Raw genomic sequence first — 17559 nt, forward strand, 5'->3', positions numbered from 1 at the left:
CCGTGCTCTCTCCATTGAGGGAGAGCACTATAGTAAGGAATAAAGCCGTGTCTAAAGAAAAATTTGAACGTACAAAACCGCACGTCAACGTCGGCACAATCGGCCACGTTGACCATGGTAAAACTACTCTGACCGCTGCAATCACTACCGTACTGGCTAAGACCTACGGCGGTGCTGCTCGCGCATTCGACCAGATCGATAACGCGCCGGAAGAAAAAGCTCGTGGTATCACCATCAACACCTCTCACGTTGAATATGACACCCCGACTCGCCACTACGCGCACGTAGACTGCCCGGGCCACGCCGACTATGTTAAAAACATGATCACCGGTGCTGCGCAGATGGACGGCGCGATCCTGGTTGTTGCTGCGACTGACGGCCCGATGCCGCAGACCCGTGAGCACATCCTGCTGGGTCGTCAGGTAGGCGTTCCGTTCATCATCGTGTTCCTGAACAAATGTGACATGGTTGATGACGAAGAGCTGCTGGAACTGGTTGAGATGGAAGTGCGTGAGCTGCTGTCTCAGTACGACTTCCCGGGCGACGACACCCCGATCGTTCGCGGTTCCGCGCTGAAAGCGCTGGAAGGCGAAGCTGAGTGGGAAGAGAAAATCATCGAGCTGGCTGGCTACCTGGATTCCTACATCCCGGAACCAGAGCGCGCGATTGACAAGCCGTTCCTGCTGCCGATCGAAGACGTATTCTCCATCTCCGGTCGTGGTACCGTTGTTACCGGTCGTGTAGAGCGCGGTATCATCAAAGTTGGTGAAGAAGTTGAAATCGTTGGTATCAAAGACACCGCGAAATCTACCTGTACCGGCGTTGAAATGTTCCGCAAACTGCTGGACGAAGGCCGTGCTGGTGAGAACGTTGGTGTTCTGCTGCGTGGTATCAAACGTGAAGAAATCGAACGTGGTCAGGTACTGGCTAAGCCGGGTTCCATCAAGCCGCACACCAAATTCGAATCTGAAGTGTACATCCTGTCCAAAGATGAAGGCGGTCGTCACACTCCGTTCTTCAAAGGCTACCGTCCGCAGTTCTACTTCCGTACAACTGACGTGACTGGCACCATCGAACTGCCGGAAGGCGTTGAAATGGTAATGCCGGGCGACAACATCAAAATGGTTGTTACCCTGATTCACCCGATCGCGATGGACGATGGTCTGCGTTTCGCAATCCGTGAAGGCGGCCGTACCGTTGGCGCGGGCGTTGTAGCAAAAGTTCTGAGCTAATTCGTTAGCTTTGAATTTGAAAGAGGGCACTTCGGTGCCCTTTTTGCTGCCTGCTATTCAGCCATCCTTCCATTACAGCCGTTCACACTTTTCTGCAAAATCCGGTACCGCTGTCCTGTTGTAATCATAACCATTCTCATTTACACTTTGCGCATTAAGTGAACGGGAGTGATCCATGTACGTTTGTTTGTGTAATGGTGTAAGTGATAAAAAAATCCGCCAGGCTGTGCGCCAGTTTCACCCTCAATCATTCCAGCAGCTCCGCAAGTTTGTTCCGGTAGGAAATCAGTGTGGTAAATGCATTCGTGCTGCTCGCGAGATAATGCAGGATGAGTTGACCCAGATGCCGGAATACAAAGAGATTGCCTGAGGCTCTATCTTTTTTTTGACATCCCTGTAGCCCCATCTACGCTTCAATGAGTGGAAGCGGAGGGACTACATAATGAAAGGTGATGTTAAAATCATAAATTATCTCAATAAATTATTGGGAAATGAGCTTGTCGCAATCAATCAGTACTTTCTCCATGCGAGAATGTTCAAGAACTGGGGGCTGACCCGCCTCAATGATGTTGAATACCACGAGTCCATCGATGAAATGAAGCACGCCGATTTGTACATCGAGCGTATTCTGTTTCTCGAAGGAATCCCGAACTTGCAGGATCTTGGCAAACTCGGCATTGGTGAAGACGTTGAAGAGATGCTGCAATCAGACCTGCGTCTGGAGCTGGAAGGTGCGAGAGATCTGCGTGAAGCGATCGCCTACGCTGACAGCATCCATGACTATGTCAGCCGCGATATGATGATCAAAATTCTTGCCGACGAAGAGCACCACATTGACTGGCTGGAAACCGAACTGGATCTGATCGCTAAACTTGGTATGCAGAATTACCTTCAGTCGCAGATTAAAGTCGAAGGTTAAAACCGTATTAGCGTGGGGTAACCCACCACGAAACCCGCTGCCGCGAGGAAGGGTCCAAACGACAGCGGGTTTTTTATTACCTGCAAATTACGGTGGCGGCAAAGAGTGAAAGCCACTGCGCAGCAGCCAAAGAGGGCTGCATAAAATACAAGAGCAGGCAAAACAGGCCAGCCGTGCCACGCGCCGAGTGCGGCAAGATACTTCACATCGCCATAGCCCAACCCTTCACGTCCACGCAATAATCGATATCCCCAGTATATAGCTGCAAAACTTGCATAACCCGCCATTGCCCCGACGACAGCATCTGCCAAAAAATCAGGGCGTGATAAACAGTGCCAGAGCAAGCCCGTCCAGAGAAGAGGGCAGGTGTAGCGATCCGGAAGCATCTTTGAGCGCAGGTCACTCCTGACAAGTAGAAGGTTTAATACGACATAGATAATGAGAAAAAACATGGCGTCCCTGCCTTAAGCTTTACCAATCCGCTGGCAAGAGTGCTTCATACGAATGAACAAGGGAAGGGGAGGGTGAGCAGAGTGCGAGCTGATTTCCAGAGATTCTATGCATGATAAAAAGGGCGACACTCTCTTTGCGAGCCAGCACGCACCGCTGTTTAATTTCTAAACTGGACTTGCGTCCGCGCCAGATTTACGTATAATGCGCGGGCTTGTCGTAATTGACGGCTGGTTCGATCTGAACCATAGCGACGATGTTTGCCGCTAACAATGCTCCCAATCGGGGAGCTACGTAAGAACGATTACACTCCCCCATCAATCGTAATGGGTGTGAGGAGTAATTATTTTCGTCTATAAATAATTGGAGCTCTGGTCTCATGCAGAACCAAAGAATCCGTATCCGCTTGAAAGCGTTTGATCATCGTCTGATCGATCAATCAACCGCCGAAATCGTCGAAACTGCGAAGCGCACTGGTGCGCAAGTACGTGGTCCGATCCCGCTGCCGACCCGCAAAGAGCGCTTTACCGTTCTGATCTCTCCGCACGTCAACAAAGATGCGCGCGATCAGTACGAAATCCGCACTCATAAGCGTCTGGTTGACATCGTTGAGCCAACCGAGAAAACCGTTGATGCTCTGATGCGTCTGGATCTGGCTGCCGGTGTAGACGTGCAGATCAGCCTGGGTTGATCAGGTCATCGAGCGATTGAGAGGTTGAAACAATGATTGGTTTAGTCGGTAAAAAAGTGGGCATGACCCGCATCTTCACTGAAGATGGCGTTTCTATCCCAGTAACCGTAATCGAAGTTGAAGCAAACCGCGTTACTCAGGTTAAAGATCTGGCTAACGATGGCTACCGCGCTATCCAGGTTACCACCGGTGCTAAAAAAGCTAACCGCGTAACCAAGCCGGAAGCGGGTCACTTCGCTAAAGCTGGCGTAGAAGCTGGCCGTGGTCTGTGGGAATTCCGTCTGGCTGACGGTGAAGAGTTCTCCGTAGGTCAGGACATTAGCGTTGAGCTGTTTGCTGAAGTTAAAAAAGTTGACGTAACTGGCACCTCTAAAGGTAAAGGTTTCGCAGGTACCGTTAAGCGCTGGAACTTCCGTACCCAGGACGCTACTCACGGTAACTCCCTGTCCCACCGCGTTCCGGGTTCTATCGGTCAGAACCAGACTCCGGGCAAAGTGTTCAAGGGCAAGAAAATGGCAGGTCAGCTGGGTAATGAGCGCGTAACCGTTCAGAGCCTGGACGTAGTACGTGTTGACGCTGAGCGCAACCTGCTGCTGGTTAAAGGTGCTGTCCCGGGTGCAACCGGTAGCGACCTGATCGTTAAACCAGCTGTGAAGGCGTGAGGAGATAGCAATGGAATTAGTATTGAAAGACGCGCAGAGCGCGCTGACTGTTTCCGAAACTACCTTCGGTCGTGACTTCAACGAAGCGCTGGTACACCAGGTTGTTGTTGCTTATGCAGCTGGTGCTCGTCAGGGTACTCGTGCTCAGAAGACCCGTGCTGAAGTAACTGGTTCCGGTAAAAAACCGTGGCGCCAGAAAGGCACCGGCCGTGCGCGTTCAGGTTCTGTTAAGAGCCCGATCTGGCGTTCTGGTGGCGTGACCTTCGCTGCACGTCCGCAGGACCACAGTCAAAAAGTTAACAAAAAGATGTACCGCGGCGCGCTGAAAAGCATCCTGTCCGAACTGGTACGTCAGGATCGTCTGATCGTTGTCGAGCAGTTCTCTCTGGAAGCGCCGAAAACTAAGCTGCTTGCTCAGAAACTGAAAGACATGGCTCTGGAAGATGTGCTGATCATCACCGGTGAGCTGGACGAGAACCTGTTCCTGGCCGCACGTAACCTGCACAAGGTTGACGTACGCGATGCGACTGGTATCGACCCGGTTAGCCTGATCGCCTTCGACAAAGTCGTAATGACTGCTGATGCTGTTAAGCAAGTTGAGGAGATGCTGGCATGATTCGTGAAGAACGTCTGCTGAAGGTGCTGCGCGCACCGCACGTTTCTGAAAAAGCGTCTACTGCGATGGAAAAAACCAATACCATCGTTCTCAAAGTTGCAAAAGACGCGACCAAAGCAGAAATCAAAGCTGCTGTGCAGAAACTGTTTGAAGTCGAAGTCGAAGTCGTTAACACCCTGGTAGTTAAAGGGAAAGTTAAACGTCACGGACAGCGTATCGGTCGTCGTAGCGACTGGAAAAAAGCTTACGTCACCCTTAAAGAAGGCCAGAATCTGGACTTCGTTGGCGGCGCTGAGTAAGTCGGAGGAGTAATACAATGGCAGTTGTTAAATGTAAACCGACATCTCCGGGTCGTCGCCACGTAGTTAAAGTGGTTAACCCTGAGCTGCACAAGGGCAAACCTTTTGCTCCGTTGCTGGAAAAAAACAGCAAATCCGGTGGTCGTAACAACAATGGCCGTATCACCACTCGTCATATCGGTGGTGGCCACAAGCAGGCTTACCGTATTGTTGACTTTAAACGCAACAAAGATGGTATCCCGGCAGTTGTTGAACGTCTTGAGTACGATCCGAACCGTTCCGCGAACATCGCGCTGGTTCTGTACAAAGACGGTGAGCGCCGTTACATCCTGGCCCCGAAAGGCCTGAAAGCTGGCGACCAGATTCAGTCTGGCGTTGATGCTGCAATCAAAGCAGGCAACACCCTGCCGATGCGCAATATCCCGGTTGGTTCTACCGTTCATAACGTAGAAATGAAACCAGGTAAAGGCGGTCAGCTGGCACGTTCCGCTGGTACTTACGTTCAGATCGTTGCTCGCGATGGTGCTTATGTCACCCTGCGTCTGCGCTCTGGTGAAATGCGTAAAGTAGAAGCAGACTGCCGCGCGACTCTGGGCGAAGTTGGCAATGCTGAGCATATGCTGCGCGTTCTGGGTAAAGCAGGTGCTGCACGCTGGCGTGGTATTCGCCCTACCGTTCGCGGTACTGCGATGAACCCGGTCGACCACCCACACGGTGGTGGTGAAGGTCGTAACTTTGGTAAGCACCCGGTAACTCCGTGGGGCGTTCAGACCAAAGGTAAGAAGACCCGCAGCAACAAGCGTACTGATAAATTCATCGTACGTCGCCGTAGCAAATAATTTTAGAGGATAAGCCATGCCACGTTCTCTCAAGAAAGGTCCTTTTATTGACCTGCACTTGCTGAAGAAGGTAGAGAAAGCGGTGGAAAGCGGAGACAAGAAGCCCCTGCGCACTTGGTCCCGTCGTTCAACGATCTTTCCTAACATGATCGGTTTGACCATCGCTGTCCATAATGGTCGTCAGCACGTTCCGGTATTTGTTTCCGACGAAATGGTCGGTCACAAACTGGGTGAATTCGCACCGACTCGTACTTATCGCGGCCACGCTGCTGATAAAAAAGCGAAGAAGAAATAAGGTAGGAGGAAGAGATGGAAACTTTAGCTCAACATCGCCATGCTCGTTCTTCTGCTCAGAAGGTTCGCCTTGTTGCTGACCTGATTCGCGGTAAGAAAGTGTCGCAGGCTCTGGATATTCTGACCTACACCAACAAGAAAGCGGCTGTACTGGTCAAGAAGGTTCTGGAATCTGCCATTGCTAACGCTGAACACAACGATGGCGCTGACATTGACGATCTGAAAGTTGCGAAAATTTTCGTAGACGAAGGCCCGAGCATGAAGCGCATTATGCCGCGTGCAAAAGGTCGTGCAGATCGCATCCTGAAGCGCACCAGCCACATCACTGTGGTTGTGTCCGATCGCTGAGACTCTGGAGACTAGCAATGGGTCAGAAAGTACATCCTAATGGTATTCGCCTGGGTATTGTAAAACCATGGAACTCTACCTGGTTTGCGAACACCAAAGAATTCGCTGACAACCTGGACAGCGATTTTAAAGTACGTCAGTACCTGACGAAGGAACTGGCGAAAGCGTCTGTATCTCGTATCGTTATCGAGCGTCCGGCTAAAAGCATCCGTGTGACTATTCACACTGCTCGCCCGGGTATCGTTATCGGTAAGAAAGGTGAAGACGTTGAGAAACTGCGCAAGGTCGTAGCGGATATCGCTGGCGTTCCTGCTCAGATCAATATCGCCGAAGTTCGTAAGCCTGAACTGGACGCAAAACTGGTTGCTGACAGCATCACTTCTCAGCTGGAACGTCGTGTTATGTTCCGTCGTGCTATGAAGCGTGCTGTACAGAATGCCATGCGTCTGGGCGCTAAAGGTATCAAAGTTGAAGTTAGTGGCCGTCTGGGTGGCGCTGAGATCGCACGTACCGAATGGTACCGTGAAGGTCGCGTTCCGCTGCACACACTGCGCGCTGACATTGACTACAACACCTCCGAAGCGCACACCACTTACGGTGTAATCGGCGTTAAAGTGTGGATCTTCAAAGGTGAGATCCTTGGTGGTATGGCTGCAGTTGAACAACCGGAAAAACCGGCTGCTCAACCTAAAAAGCAGCAGCGTAAAGGCCGTAAATAAGGAGCGTCGCTGATGTTACAACCAAAGCGTACAAAATTCCGTAAAGTGCACAAAGGCCGCAACCGTGGTCTCGCGCAGGGCACGGATGTGAGCTTCGGCACTTACGGTCTGAAAGCTGTTGGCCGTGGTCGTCTGACCGCTCGTCAAATCGAAGCAGCACGTCGTGCTATGACTCGTGCTGTTAAGCGTCAGGGTAAGATCTGGATCCGTGTATTCCCGGACAAGCCGATCACCGAGAAGCCGCTGGAAGTTCGTATGGGTAAAGGTAAAGGTAACGTGGAGTATTGGGTTGCCTTGATTCAACCGGGTAAAGTCCTGTACGAAATGGACGGTGTTCCGGAAGAGCTGGCCCGTGAAGCCTTCGAGCTGGCAGCAGCAAAACTGCCGATTAAAACCACCTTTGTAACTAAGACGGTGATGTAATGAAAGCAAAAGAGCTGCGTGAAAAGAGCGTTGAAGAGCTGAACACCGAGCTGCTTAACCTGCTGCGCGAGCAGTTCAACCTGCGTATGCAGGCTGCGAGTGGCCAGCTGCAACAGACTCACCTGTTGAAGCAAGTGCGTCGTGATGTCGCACGCGTTAAGACTTTACTGACTGAGAAGGCGGGTGCGTAATGACCGATAAAATCCGTACTCTGCAAGGTCGTGTTGTTAGCGACAAAATGGAGAAATCCATTGTTGTAGCTATCGAACGTTTTGTGAAACACCCGATCTACGGTAAATTCATCAAACGTACGACCAAACTGCACGTACACGACGAGAACAACGAATGCGGTACCGGCGACGTGGTTGAAATCCGCGAATGCCGTCCGCTGTCCAAGACTAAGTCCTGGACGCTGGTTCGCGTTGTAGAGAAAGCGATTCTGTAATAGAGTACGCGTTCTCTAACGAATAAACGGCTCAGTAATGAGCCGTTTATTTTTTCTACCCATATCACAGAAGCGGTGTTATAATGCCGCGCCCTCGATATGGGGCTTTTTATCGACCCTGATTTTGGGGTCTTCAGTAGTAGTTGACATTAGCGGAGCACTAAAATGATCCAAGAACAGACTATGCTGAACGTCGCCGACAACTCCGGTGCACGTCGCGTAATGTGTATCAAGGTTCTGGGTGGCTCGCACCGTCGCTACGCAGGCGTAGGCGACATCATCAAGATCACCATCAAGGAAGCAATTCCGCGTGGTAAGGTCAAAAAAGGTGATGTGCTGAAGGCGGTAGTGGTGCGCACCAAGAAGGGTGTTCGTCGCCCGGACGGTTCTGTCATTCGCTTCGATGGTAATGCATGCGTTATTTTAAACAATAACAGCGAGCAACCTATCGGTACGCGTATTTTTGGGCCGGTAACTCGTGAACTTCGTTCTGAGAAGTTCATGAAAATTATCTCTCTGGCACCAGAAGTACTTTAAGGAGCGAGTCATGGCAGCGAAAATCCGTCGTGATGACGAAGTTATCGTGTTAACCGGTAAAGATAAAGGTAAACGCGGTAAAGTAAAAAATGTTCTGTCTTCCGGCAAGATCATTGTTGAAGGTATCAACCTGGTTAAGAAACATCAGAAGCCGGTTCCGGCCCTGAACCAACCAGGCGGCATCGTTGAAAAAGAAGCTGCAATTCAGGTTTCTAACGTTGCACTCTTCAATGCGGCAACCGGCAAGGCTGACCGTGTAGGCTTTAGATTCGAAGACGGCAAAAAAGTCCGTTTCTTTAAATCTAACAGCGAAACTATCAAGTAATTTGGAGTAGTACGATGGCGAAACTGCATGATTACTACAAAGACGAAGTAGTTAACAAACTCATGACTGAGTTTAGCTACAATTCTGTCATGCAAGTCCCTCGGGTCGAGAAGATCACCCTGAACATGGGTGTTGGTGAAGCGATCGCTGACAAGAAACTGCTGGATAACGCAGCAGCTGACCTGGCAGCAATCTCCGGTCAAAAACCGTTGATCACCAAAGCGCGCAAATCAGTTGCGGGCTTCAAAATCCGTCAGGGCTATCCGATCGGCTGTAAAGTGACTCTGCGTGGCGAACGCATGTGGGAGTTCTTTGAGCGCCTGATCACTATTGCTGTACCTCGTATCCGTGACTTCCGCGGCCTGTCCGCTAAGTCGTTCGACGGTCGTGGTAACTACAGCATGGGTGTCCGTGAGCAGATCATCTTCCCAGAAATCGACTATGACAAAGTCGACCGCGTGCGTGGTTTGGATATTACCATTACCACTACTGCGAAATCTGACGAAGAAGGCCGTGCTCTGCTGGCTGCCTTTGACTTCCCGTTCCGCAAGTAAGGTAGGGTTACTTCATGGCTAAGCAATCAATGAAAGCACGCGAAGTTAAACGCGTAGCTTTAGCTGAAAAATACTTCGCGAAACGCGCTGAACTGAAAGCGATCATTTCTGATGTGAACGCTTCCGACGAAGATCGTTGGAACGCTGTTCTCAAGCTGCAGAGTCTGCCGCGTGATTCCAGCCCGTCTCGTCAGCGTAACCGCTGCCGCCAAACTGGTCGTCCGCATGGTTTCCTGCGGAAGTTCGGGTTGAGCCGTATTAAGGTCCGTGAATCCGCAATGCGCGGTGAAATCCCGGGTCTGAAAAAGGCTAGCTGGTAATTGTCACCAATTGAATCACGGGAGTAAAGACAGATGAGCATGCAAGATCCGATCGCGGATATGCTGACCCGTATCCGTAACGGTCAGACCGCGAACAAAGCTGCGGTCACCATGCCTTCCTCCAGGCTGAAAGTGGCAATTGCCAACGTGCTGAAGGAAGAAGGTTTTATTGAAGATTTCAAAATTGAAGGCGACACCAAGCCGGAACTGGAAGTGACTCTTAAGTACTTCCAGGGAAAAGCTGTGGTAGAAAGCATTCAGCGTATCAGCCGCCCTGGTCTGCGCATCTATAAAAGAAAAGATGAGCTGCCGAAAGTTATGGGTGGTCTTGGTATCGCAGTTGTTTCTACCTCTAAAGGTGTTATGACTGATCGTGCAGCGCGCCAGGCTGGTCTTGGTGGCGAAATTATCTGCTACGTAGCCTAATCGGAGGAAAGAATGTCTCGTGTTGCTAAAGCACCGGTCGTCATTCCTGCCGGCGTTGATGTAAAAATCAACGGTCAGGTTATCACGATCAAAGGTAAAAACGGCGAGCTGACTCGTACCCTGAACGATGCTGTTGAAGTTAACCAGGCAGACAATGCCCTGACCTTCGGTCCGCGTGATGGTTACGTGGATGGTTGGGCTCAGGCTGGTACTGCGCGTGCCCTGCTGAACTCAATGGTTATCGGTGTTACCGAAGGCTTCACTAAGAAGCTGCAGCTGGTTGGTGTAGGTTATCGTGCAGCGGTTAAAGGTAGTGTTGTAAACCTGTCTCTGGGTTTCTCACATCCTGTTGACCATCAGCTGCCGGCGGGTATCACTGCTGAATGTCCGACTCAAACTGAAATCGTGCTGAAAGGCGCTGATAAGCAGGTGATCGGTCAGGTTGCAGCTGATCTGCGCGCCTACCGTCGTCCTGAGCCTTATAAAGGCAAGGGTGTTCGTTACGCCGACGAAGTCGTGCGTACCAAAGAGGCTAAGAAGAAGTAAGGTAACACTATGGATAAGAAATCTGCTCGTATCCGTCGTGCGACCCGCGCACGCCGCAAGCTCAAAGAGCTTGGTGCGACCCGCCTGGTGGTACATCGTACCCCGCGTCATATTTACGCCCAGGTAATCGCATCGAATGGTTCTGAAGTTCTGGTAGCTGCTTCTACTGTAGAAAAAGCTATCTCTGAACAACTGAAGTACACCGGTAACAAAGACGCCGCTGCAGCTGTAGGTAAAGCTGTTGCTGAACGCGCTCTGGAAAAAGGCATTAAAGATGTGTCCTTTGACCGTTCCGGGTTCCAATATCATGGTCGCGTCCAGGCACTGGCAGATGCTGCTCGTGAAGCTGGCCTTCAGTTCTAAGGTAGAGGTGTAAGATGGCTCACATCGAAAAACAGGCTGGCGAACTGCAGGAAAAGCTGATCGCGGTTAACCGCGTATCTAAAACCGTTAAAGGTGGTCGTATTTTCTCCTTCACAGCTCTGACTGTTGTTGGCGATGGTAACGGTCGCGTTGGTTTTGGTTACGGTAAAGCGCGTGAAGTTCCAGCAGCGATCCAGAAAGCGATGGAAAAAGCCCGTCGCAATATGATTAACGTCGCGCTGAACCACGGCACCCTGCAGCACCCGGTTAAGGGTACTCACACGGGTTCTCGTGTCTTCATGCAGCCGGCTTCCGAAGGTACCGGTATCATCGCCGGTGGTGCAATGCGCGCCGTTCTGGAAGTCGCTGGAGTTCATAACGTTCTGGCCAAAGCATATGGTTCCACCAACCCGATCAACGTGGTTCGTGCAACTATTGATGGCCTGGAAAATATGAAGTCTCCAGAAATGGTCGCTGCCAAGCGTGGTAAATCCGTTGAAGAAATTCTGGGGTAATTGACCATGGCAAAGACTATTAAAATCACTCAAACCCGCAGTGCAATCGGTCGTCTGCCGAAACACAAGGCAACGCTGCTTGGCCTGGGTCTGCGTCGTATTGGGCACACTGTAGAACGCGAGGATACTCCTGCGGTTCGCGGTATGGTCAACGCGGTTTCCTTCATGGTTAAAGTTGAGGAGTAAGAGATGCGTTTAAATACTCTGTCTCCGGCCGAAGGCTCCAAAAAGGCGGGTAAACGCCTGGGTCGTGGTATCGGTTCTGGCCTCGGTAAAACCGGTGGTCGTGGTCACAAAGGTCAGAACTCTCGTTCTGGCGGTGGCGTACGTCGCGGTTTCGAGGGTGGTCAGATGCCTCTGTACCGTCGTCTGCCGAAATTCGGTTTCACTTCACGTAAAGCAATGATCACGGCAGAAGTTCGTCTGTCCGATCTGGCTAAAGTAGAAGGCGACGTAGTAGACCTGAACACGCTGAAAGCGGCTAACATTATCGGCATCCAGATCGAGTTCGCGAAAGTGATCCTGTCTGGTGAAGTATCTCGCCCGGTAACTGTTCGTGGCCTGCGTGTGACTAAAGGCGCTCGTGCTGCTATCGAAGCTGCTGGCGGTAAAATTGAGGAATAAGTAGCAGATGGCTAAGCAACCGGGATTAGATTTTCAAAGTGCCAAGGGTGGAATTGGCGAACTGAAACGCAGACTGCTGTTTGTTATCGGTGCGTTGATTGTGTTCCGTATTGGCTCTTTTATTCCGATCCCTGGTATTGATGCCGCTGTACTTGCCAAACTGCTTGAGCAACAGCGTGGCACCATCATTGAAATGTTTAACATGTTCTCTGGTGGTGCTCTCAGCCGTGCTTCTATCTTTGCACTGGGTATTATGCCGTATATTTCGGCATCAATTATTATCCAGCTGCTGACGGTCGTTCATCCGGCCCTGGCAGAGCTTAAGAAAGAAGGGGAGTCTGGTCGTCGTAAGATTAGCCAGTACACCCGTTACGGCACTCTGGTGTTGGCAATATTTCAGTCAATCGGTATTGCTACCGGTTTACCGAATATGCCTGGTATGCAGGGCCTGGTAATGAATCCAGGCTTTGCATTCTACTTCACCGCTGTTGTGAGTCTGGTCACAGGAACTATGTTTCTGATGTGGCTCGGCGAACAGATTACTGAACGTGGTATCGGCAACGGTATCTCGATCATTATCTTCGCCGGCATCGTGGCGGGTTTACCGCCAGCCATTGCCCATACTATTGAGCAAGCGCGTCAAGGCGACCTGCACTTCCTCCTGTTGCTGTTGGTTGCAGTATTAGTATTCGCAGTGACGTTCTTTGTTGTCTTCGTTGAACGTGGTCAACGCCGCATTGTGGTGAACTACGCGAAACGTCAGCAAGGTCGTCGTGTCTATGCTGCTCAGAGCACACATTTACCGCTGAAAGTGAATATGGCGGGGGTAATCCCGGCAATCTTCGCTTCCAGTATTATTCTGTTCCCGGCGACCATCGCGTCATGGTTCGGGGGCGGTACTGGTTGGAACTGGCTGACAACAATTTCGCTGTATTTGCAGCCTGGGCAACCGCTTTATGTGTTACTCTATGCGTCTGCAATCATCTTCTTCTGTTTCTTTTACACGGCGTTGGTTTTCAACCCGCGTGAAACAGCGGATAACCTGAAGAAGTCCGGTGCATTTGTACCAGGAATTCGTCCGGGAGAACAAACGGCGAAGTATATCGATAAAGTAATGACCCGCCTGACTTTAGTTGGTGCGCTTTATATTACTTTTATCTGCCTGATCCCGGAGTTCATGCGTGATGCGATGAAAGTACCGTTCTACTTCGGTGGGACCTCACTGCTTATCGTTGTTGTCGTGATTATGGACTTTATGGCTCAAGTGCAAACTCTGATGATGTCCAGTCAGTATGAGTCTGCATTGAAGAAGGCGAACCTGAAAGGCTACGGTCGATAAAGGTCGCTCGAGAAGTTACGGAGAGTAAAAATGAAAGTTCGTGCTTCCGTCAAGAAATTATGCCGTAACTGCAAAATCGTTAAGCGTGATGGCGTCATCCGCGTGATTTGCAGTGCCGAGCCGAAGCATAAACAGCGCCAAGGCTGATTATTTCGCATATTTTTCTTGCAAAGTTGGGTTGAGCTGGCTAGATTAGCCAGCCAATCTTTTGTATGTCTGTACGTTTCCATTTGAGTATCCTGAAAACGGGCTTTTCAGCATGGGGCGTGCAAATGAAATTATAGGAGTGCATAGTGGCCCGTATAGCAGGCATTAACATTCCTGATCAAAAACATGCCGTGATCGCATTAACTTCGATCTATGGTGTCGGCAAAACCCGCTCTCAAGCCATTCTGGCTGCTGCGGGCATCGCTGAGAATGTTAAGATCAGTGAGCTGTCTGAAGAACAAATCGACACGCTGCGTGACGAAGTTGCCAAATTTGTCGTTGAAGGTGATCTGCGCCGTGAAGTTAGCATGAGCATCAAGCGCCTGATGGATCTTGGTTGCTACCGCGGTTTGCGTCATCGTCGTGGTCTCCCGGTTCGCGGTCAGCGTACCAAGACCAACGCACGTACCCGTAAGGGTCCGCGCAAACCGATCAAGAAATAATCGGGGTGATTGAATAATGGCAAAGGCACCAATTCGTGCACGTAAACGTGTAAGAAAACAAGTCTCTGACGGCGTGGCTCATATCCATGCTTCTTTCAACAACACCATCGTTACTATTACTGATCGTCAGGGTAACGCACTGGGTTGGGCAACAGCCGGTGGTTCCGGTTTCCGTGGTTCTCGCAAATCTACTCCGTTCGCAGCTCAGGTTGCAGCAGAGCGTTGCGCTGAAGCCGTAAAAGAATACGGTATCAAGAATCTGGAAGTTATGGTTAAGGGACCGGGTCCGGGTCGCGAATCTACTATTCGTGCTCTGAACGCCGCTGGTTTCCGCATCACTAATATTACTGATGTGACTCCGATCCCTCACAACGGTTGTCGTCCGCCGAAAAAACGTCGCGTATAACGCTCGTTTTCTAGGATTGTTGGAGAAAGAAAATGGCAAGATATTTGGGTCCTAAGCTCAAGCTGAGCCGTCGTGAGGGCACAGACCTGTTCCTTAAGTCTGGCGTTCGCGCGATCGATACCAAGTGTAAAATTGAACAAGCTCCTGGCCAGCACGGTGCGCGTAAACCGCGTCTGTCTGACTATGGTGTGCAGTTGCGTGAAAAGCAAAAAGTTCGCCGTATCTACGGTGTGCTGGAGCGTCAGTTCCGTAACTATTACAAAGAAGCAGCACGTCTGAAAGGCAACACCGGTGAAAACCTGTTGGCTCTGCTGGAAGGTCGTCTGGACAACGTTGTATACCGTATGGGCTTCGGCGCCACTCGTGCAGAAGCACGTCAGCTGGTTAGCCATAAAGCAATCATGGTAAACGGTCGTGTTGTTAACATCGCTTCTTATCAGGTTAGTCCGAATGACGTTGTTAGCATTCGTGAGAAAGCGAAAAAGCAGTCTCGCGTGAAAGCCGCTCTGGAGCTGGCTGAGCAGCGTGAAAAGCCAACCTGGCTGGAAGTTGATGCTGGCAAGATGGAAGGCACGTTCAAGCGTAAGCCGGAGCGTTCTGATCTGTCTGCGGACATTAACGAACACCTGATCGTCGAGCTTTACTCCAAGTAAAGCTTAGTACCAAAGAGAGGACACAATGCAGGGTTCTGTGACAGAGTTTCTAAAACCGCGCCTGGTAGATATCGAGCAAGTGAGTTCGACGCACGCCAAGGTGACCCTTGAGCCTTTAGAGCGTGGCTTTGGCCATACTCTGGGTAACGCACTGCGCCGTATTCTGCTCTCATCGATGCCGGGTTGCGCGGTGACTGAGGTTGAGATTGATGGTGTACTTCATGAGTACAGCACCAAAGAAGGCGTTCAGGAAGATATCCTTGAAATCCTGCTCAACCTGAAAGGGCTGGCGGTGAGAGTTCAGGGTAAAGATGAAGTTATTCTTACTCTGAGTAAATCTGGCATTGGCCCTGTGACCGCAGCCGACATTACCCATGACGGTGATGTCGAAATCGTCAAGCCGCAGCATGTGATCTGCCACCTGACCGATGAAAACGCATCTATCAATATGCGTATCAAAGTTCAGCGCGGTCGTGGTTACGTGCCGGCGTCTGCCCGAATTCATTCGGAAGAAGATGAGCGCCCGATCGGCCGTCTGCTGGTTGATGCGTGCTACAGCCCTGTAGAGCGAATTGCCTACAATGTTGAAGCAGCACGTGTTGAACAGCGTACCGACCTGGACAAGCTGGTCATCGAAATGGAAACCAACGGCACAATCGATCCTGAAGAGGCGATTCGTCGTGCGGCAACCATTCTGGCAGAACAACTTGAAGCTTTCGTTGACTTACGTGATGTACGTCAGCCGGAAGTTAAAGAAGAGAAACCAGAGTTCGATCCGATTCTGCTGCGCCCTGTTGACGATCTGGAATTGACTGTCCGCTCTGCTAACTGCCTCAAGGCAGAAGCTATCCACTATATCGGTGATCTGGTACAGCGTACCGAGGTTGAGTTGCTGAAAACGCCGAACCTGGGTAAAAAATCTCTTACCGAGATTAAAGACGTGCTGGCTTCACGTGGTCTGTCTCTGGGCATGCGCCTCGAAAACTGGCCGCCGGCAAGCATTGCTGACGAGTAACCGGATCACAGGTTAAGGTTTTACTGAGAAGGATAAGGTCATGCGCCATCGTAAGAGTGGTCGTCAACTGAACCGCAACAGCAGCCATCGCCAGGCCATGTTCCGTAACATGGCAGGCTCTCTGGTTCGTCATGAGATCATCAAGACGACCCTGCCGAAAGCGAAAGAGCTGCGTCGCGTAGTTGAGCCGCTGATTACACTTGCTAAGACTGACAGCGTTGCTAATCGTCGTCTGGCATTCGCCCGCACTCGTGATAACGAGATCGTGGCAAAACTGTTTAACGAACTGGGCCCGCGTTTCGCGAGCCGTGCCGGTGGTTACACTCGTATTCTTAAGTGTGGCTTCCGTGCAGGTGACAACGCTCCGATGGCTTACATCGAGCTGGTTGATCGCGCTGAATCGAAAGCAGAAGCTGCTGCAGAGTAATCTGTAGTAACGTAAAAAAACCCGCCTCGGCGGGTTTTTTTATTTCTAGTCTATCCTCACCCCTCTAAACTAAGCCTGTTCTTGAGTTCAACCCCGGAGGCCATCATGTGGTTACTTGATCAATGGGCAGAACGGCATATCATTGATGCCCAGCAAAAAGGTGAATTCGATAATCTTGTGGGTAGCGGTGAGCCGCTCACTCTGGATGACGATTCCCATATTCCTCAGGATCTGCGCGCGGGCTATCGATTATTAAAGAATGCCGGTTATCTTCCGCCTGAACTCGAAATGCGTAAAGAGGCAGTCGAACTGCTCGATCTGCTTAGCAGTGTGCAAAACGATCCCCATCAGCGCCATGAACTTAACCGTCGTCTCGCCTTACTGGAGCTTAAGCTGCGCCAGGCTGGCGTGAGTACTGATTTTCTTCGCGGTGAGTACGCGGCCAAACTACAGCATAAAGTTAACCCGGAGTGATCATGTATCGTATTGGTGAAATTGCAAAGTTGGCCGACGTTACGCCGGACACCATTCGTTATTACGAAAAGCAGCAGATGATGGATCATGGAGGGCGTACCGAAGGTGGTTTTCGCCTCTATACCGATCACGATCTCAAACGCCTTAAGTTCATCCGCCATGCCCGCCAGCTGGGTTTCACGCTTGAGTCGATCCGCGAACTACTTTCGATCCGTGTCGATCCTGAGCATCATACCTGTCAGGAATCGAAGAGCATCGTCCAGGCGCGGCTGAGCGAAGTTGAAGCGCGCATCGAAGAGATGCAGGCCATGCGGCGTTCACTGCAGAAGTTAAACGACGCTTGTTGCGGCACTGCCCACAGTAGTGTCTATTGTTCTATTCTTGAGGCGCTTGAGCAGGGGCCAGCTAACAATACGACCAACTCCCGGAGTTGATCTTCTTCATTGCG

The 17559-nt window shown here is 50.9% G+C and carries 34 protein-coding genes; 33 read left to right on the top strand and 1 reads right to left on the bottom strand.

Annotated features, from left to right (window positions below):
* Positions 1-47: 47 nt before the first annotated feature.
* The 3 genes from tuf (at position 48) to bfr (ending at position 2151) form a co-directional block, all read left to right on the top strand.
* Complete coding sequence (gene tuf, locus BWI95_RS09775; protein WP_076768836.1) at positions 48-1232, top strand: elongation factor Tu; 1185 nt, start codon at positions 48-50, stop codon at positions 1230-1232.
* A 175-nt stretch (positions 1233-1407) separates the two neighbouring features.
* Positions 1408-1602, top strand: a complete 195-nt coding sequence (gene bfd / locus BWI95_RS09780) for a bacterioferritin-associated ferredoxin (protein ID WP_034812717.1) — start codon at positions 1408-1410, stop codon at positions 1600-1602.
* 72 nt (positions 1603-1674) lie between these two features.
* On the top strand, positions 1675-2151 hold the full coding sequence (gene bfr, locus BWI95_RS09785) for a bacterioferritin (protein ID WP_034812713.1): 477 nt from the start codon (positions 1675-1677) through the stop codon (positions 2149-2151).
* Here the strand turns inward: bfr and BWI95_RS09790 are convergent.
* Positions 2148-2603 carry a prepilin peptidase gene (locus tag BWI95_RS09790; protein WP_076769409.1) on the bottom strand — a complete coding sequence of 152 codons (456 nt, stop codon included), beginning with the start codon at positions 2601-2603 and terminating at the stop codon, positions 2148-2150. The genes bfr and BWI95_RS09790 overlap by 4 nt on opposite strands.
* A 377-nt stretch (positions 2604-2980) precedes the next feature.
* Between BWI95_RS09790 and rpsJ the strand changes: the two genes are divergently transcribed.
* From rpsJ to zntR, 30 genes are all read left to right on the top strand, one after another.
* On the top strand, positions 2981-3292 hold the full coding sequence (rpsJ, locus tag BWI95_RS09795; protein ID WP_001181005.1) for a 30S ribosomal protein S10: 312 nt from the start codon (positions 2981-2983) through the stop codon (positions 3290-3292).
* Positions 3293-3324: 32 nt separating this feature from the next.
* Positions 3325-3954 (top strand): 50S ribosomal protein L3, encoded by a 630-nt coding sequence (gene rplC / locus BWI95_RS09800; RefSeq protein ID WP_023479430.1) that lies wholly within the window; start codon positions 3325-3327, stop codon positions 3952-3954.
* Positions 3955-3964: 10 nt separating this feature from the next.
* A complete protein-coding gene (gene rplD, locus BWI95_RS09805) occupies positions 3965-4570 on the top strand; it encodes a 50S ribosomal protein L4 (RefSeq protein ID WP_023479434.1) in 606 nt (201 codons plus the stop codon).
* Positions 4567-4869 (top strand): 50S ribosomal protein L23, encoded by a 303-nt coding sequence (gene rplW, locus BWI95_RS09810; RefSeq protein ID WP_000617546.1) that lies wholly within the window; start codon positions 4567-4569, stop codon positions 4867-4869. The genes rplD and rplW overlap by 4 nt, the downstream gene beginning before the upstream one ends.
* A gap of 17 nt (positions 4870-4886) precedes the next feature.
* Entirely contained in the window at positions 4887-5708 is an 822-nt protein-coding gene (gene rplB / locus BWI95_RS09815) for a 50S ribosomal protein L2 (RefSeq protein ID WP_023479412.1), read from the top strand.
* A gap of 16 nt (positions 5709-5724) precedes the next feature.
* Positions 5725-6003, top strand: coding sequence for a 30S ribosomal protein S19 (gene rpsS / locus BWI95_RS09820; protein WP_001138115.1), 279 nt, complete (start codon positions 5725-5727; stop codon positions 6001-6003).
* Positions 6004-6017: 14 nt separating this feature from the next.
* A complete protein-coding gene (gene rplV / locus BWI95_RS09825; RefSeq protein WP_002919773.1) occupies positions 6018-6350 on the top strand; it encodes a 50S ribosomal protein L22 in 333 nt (110 codons plus the stop codon).
* Between the two features lie 17 nt (positions 6351-6367).
* The gene (rpsC, locus tag BWI95_RS09830; protein ID WP_000529945.1) at positions 6368-7069 is read left to right on the top strand and encodes a 30S ribosomal protein S3; all 702 of its coding nucleotides are present in this window, start codon (positions 6368-6370) and stop codon (positions 7067-7069) included.
* Positions 7070-7081: 12 nt separating this feature from the next.
* Entirely contained in the window at positions 7082-7492 is a 411-nt protein-coding gene (gene rplP / locus BWI95_RS09835; RefSeq protein WP_007369814.1) for a 50S ribosomal protein L16, read from the top strand.
* Positions 7492-7683 (top strand): 50S ribosomal protein L29, encoded by a 192-nt coding sequence (gene rpmC, locus BWI95_RS09840; RefSeq protein ID WP_004388609.1) that lies wholly within the window; start codon positions 7492-7494, stop codon positions 7681-7683. The genes rplP and rpmC overlap by 1 nt, the downstream gene beginning before the upstream one ends.
* Positions 7683-7937 carry a 30S ribosomal protein S17 gene (gene rpsQ, locus BWI95_RS09845; RefSeq protein WP_017460070.1) on the top strand — a complete coding sequence of 85 codons (255 nt, stop codon included), beginning with the start codon at positions 7683-7685 and terminating at the stop codon, positions 7935-7937. The genes rpmC and rpsQ overlap by 1 nt, the downstream gene beginning before the upstream one ends.
* Before the next feature lie 165 nt (positions 7938-8102).
* Positions 8103-8474, top strand: a complete 372-nt coding sequence (gene rplN / locus BWI95_RS09850) for a 50S ribosomal protein L14 (protein WP_023479426.1) — start codon at positions 8103-8105, stop codon at positions 8472-8474.
* Between the two features lie 10 nt (positions 8475-8484).
* Complete coding sequence (gene rplX, locus BWI95_RS09855; RefSeq protein ID WP_016538464.1) at positions 8485-8799, top strand: 50S ribosomal protein L24; 315 nt, start codon at positions 8485-8487, stop codon at positions 8797-8799.
* Between the two features lie 14 nt (positions 8800-8813).
* The gene (gene rplE / locus BWI95_RS09860; RefSeq protein ID WP_023479410.1) at positions 8814-9353 is read left to right on the top strand and encodes a 50S ribosomal protein L5; all 540 of its coding nucleotides are present in this window, start codon (positions 8814-8816) and stop codon (positions 9351-9353) included.
* Between the two features lie 14 nt (positions 9354-9367).
* Entirely contained in the window at positions 9368-9673 is a 306-nt protein-coding gene (rpsN, locus tag BWI95_RS09865; protein ID WP_007369817.1) for a 30S ribosomal protein S14, read from the top strand.
* 33 nt (positions 9674-9706) lie between these two features.
* Positions 9707-10099: a 30S ribosomal protein S8 gene (gene rpsH, locus BWI95_RS09870; protein WP_023479407.1), complete on the top strand. Its 393-nt coding sequence runs from the start codon at positions 9707-9709 to the stop codon at positions 10097-10099.
* A 12-nt stretch (positions 10100-10111) separates the two neighbouring features.
* On the top strand, positions 10112-10645 hold the full coding sequence (gene rplF / locus BWI95_RS09875; protein ID WP_023479418.1) for a 50S ribosomal protein L6: 534 nt from the start codon (positions 10112-10114) through the stop codon (positions 10643-10645).
* A 9-nt stretch (positions 10646-10654) separates the two neighbouring features.
* Positions 10655-11008, top strand: coding sequence for a 50S ribosomal protein L18 (rplR, locus tag BWI95_RS09880; RefSeq protein WP_017460073.1), 354 nt, complete (start codon positions 10655-10657; stop codon positions 11006-11008).
* 14 nt (positions 11009-11022) lie between these two features.
* Positions 11023-11523: a 30S ribosomal protein S5 gene (rpsE, locus tag BWI95_RS09885; RefSeq protein ID WP_007369821.1), complete on the top strand. Its 501-nt coding sequence runs from the start codon at positions 11023-11025 to the stop codon at positions 11521-11523.
* Between the two features lie 6 nt (positions 11524-11529).
* Positions 11530-11709, top strand: a complete 180-nt coding sequence (gene rpmD, locus BWI95_RS09890; RefSeq protein ID WP_001140434.1) for a 50S ribosomal protein L30 — start codon at positions 11530-11532, stop codon at positions 11707-11709.
* 3 nt (positions 11710-11712) lie between these two features.
* Entirely contained in the window at positions 11713-12147 is a 435-nt protein-coding gene (rplO, locus tag BWI95_RS09895; protein ID WP_023479414.1) for a 50S ribosomal protein L15, read from the top strand.
* A 7-nt stretch (positions 12148-12154) separates the two neighbouring features.
* The gene (gene secY, locus BWI95_RS09900) at positions 12155-13486 is read left to right on the top strand and encodes a preprotein translocase subunit SecY (protein WP_007369823.1); all 1332 of its coding nucleotides are present in this window, start codon (positions 12155-12157) and stop codon (positions 13484-13486) included.
* 30 nt (positions 13487-13516) lie between these two features.
* The gene (gene rpmJ, locus BWI95_RS09905) at positions 13517-13633 is read left to right on the top strand and encodes a 50S ribosomal protein L36 (protein WP_000868187.1); all 117 of its coding nucleotides are present in this window, start codon (positions 13517-13519) and stop codon (positions 13631-13633) included.
* A gap of 146 nt (positions 13634-13779) precedes the next feature.
* The gene (gene rpsM / locus BWI95_RS09910) at positions 13780-14136 is read left to right on the top strand and encodes a 30S ribosomal protein S13 (protein WP_023479435.1); all 357 of its coding nucleotides are present in this window, start codon (positions 13780-13782) and stop codon (positions 14134-14136) included.
* A gap of 16 nt (positions 14137-14152) precedes the next feature.
* Entirely contained in the window at positions 14153-14542 is a 390-nt protein-coding gene (gene rpsK / locus BWI95_RS09915) for a 30S ribosomal protein S11 (RefSeq protein WP_002919257.1), read from the top strand.
* Between the two features lie 32 nt (positions 14543-14574).
* The gene (rpsD, locus tag BWI95_RS09920) at positions 14575-15195 is read left to right on the top strand and encodes a 30S ribosomal protein S4 (RefSeq protein ID WP_000135224.1); all 621 of its coding nucleotides are present in this window, start codon (positions 14575-14577) and stop codon (positions 15193-15195) included.
* Positions 15196-15220: 25 nt separating this feature from the next.
* Positions 15221-16210, top strand: a complete 990-nt coding sequence (locus BWI95_RS09925) for a DNA-directed RNA polymerase subunit alpha (RefSeq protein WP_023479415.1) — start codon at positions 15221-15223, stop codon at positions 16208-16210.
* 40 nt (positions 16211-16250) lie between these two features.
* Positions 16251-16637 (top strand): 50S ribosomal protein L17, encoded by a 387-nt coding sequence (gene rplQ, locus BWI95_RS09930; RefSeq protein ID WP_023479432.1) that lies wholly within the window; start codon positions 16251-16253, stop codon positions 16635-16637.
* Between the two features lie 105 nt (positions 16638-16742).
* A complete protein-coding gene (locus tag BWI95_RS09935) occupies positions 16743-17111 on the top strand; it encodes a DnaJ family domain-containing protein (protein ID WP_054804494.1) in 369 nt (122 codons plus the stop codon).
* A gap of 2 nt (positions 17112-17113) precedes the next feature.
* Positions 17114-17545, top strand: coding sequence for a Zn(2+)-responsive transcriptional regulator (gene zntR, locus BWI95_RS09940; protein ID WP_054804495.1), 432 nt, complete (start codon positions 17114-17116; stop codon positions 17543-17545).
* The last annotated feature ends 14 nt before the right edge of the window (positions 17546-17559 follow it).

This window comes from Kosakonia cowanii JCM 10956 = DSM 18146 (genome assembly GCF_001975225.1).
Lineage (GTDB): Bacteria > Pseudomonadota > Gammaproteobacteria > Enterobacterales > Enterobacteriaceae > Kosakonia > Kosakonia cowanii.